The 424-nt window shown below is 58.0% G+C and carries 1 protein-coding gene; it reads right to left on the reverse strand.

The genetic code is table 11. The annotated features are described in order from the left end of the window. Positions 1–424, reverse strand: a 424-nt coding sequence (locus DQ393_RS00845) for a formyltransferase family protein (protein ID WP_281023920.1), incomplete at both ends; no start/stop codon positions are given.

Below are 424 nucleotides of genomic sequence, written 5' to 3' on the forward strand. Positions count from 1 at the left end.
CGCTCATAGGCCTGCTTGTAAGGGTTCGCTCCCTTGAAGGACGGCAGGAAGGAATGGTGGATGTTGATGATGCGGCCCGACATCTTCCGGCACAGAGCATCCGACAGAACCTGCATATAGCGGGCCAGCACCACGAGCTCGGTGCCGGTCTGCTCGACCAGTTCCAAAAGCTGGGCTTCGGCCTGCGGCTTGTTGTCCTTCGTCACCTTGATGTGGTGGAAGGGGATGTCGTGATTGACCACCACCTTCTGGTAATCAAAGTGGTTGGAGACGACGCCGACGATGTCGATCGGCAATGCACCGATCTTCCAGCGATAGAGCAGGTCGTTCAGGCAATGGCCGAAGCGCGAGACCATGAGCAGCACCTTCATGCGCTTCTTGGCATCGTGGATCTCCGCATCCATGGCGAACTTCTCGGCGATCG

This window comes from Martinezella tropici, from assembly GCF_003287875.1.
GTDB classification, from domain to species: domain Bacteria; phylum Pseudomonadota; class Alphaproteobacteria; order Rhizobiales; family Rhizobiaceae; genus Rhizobium; species Rhizobium tropici_C.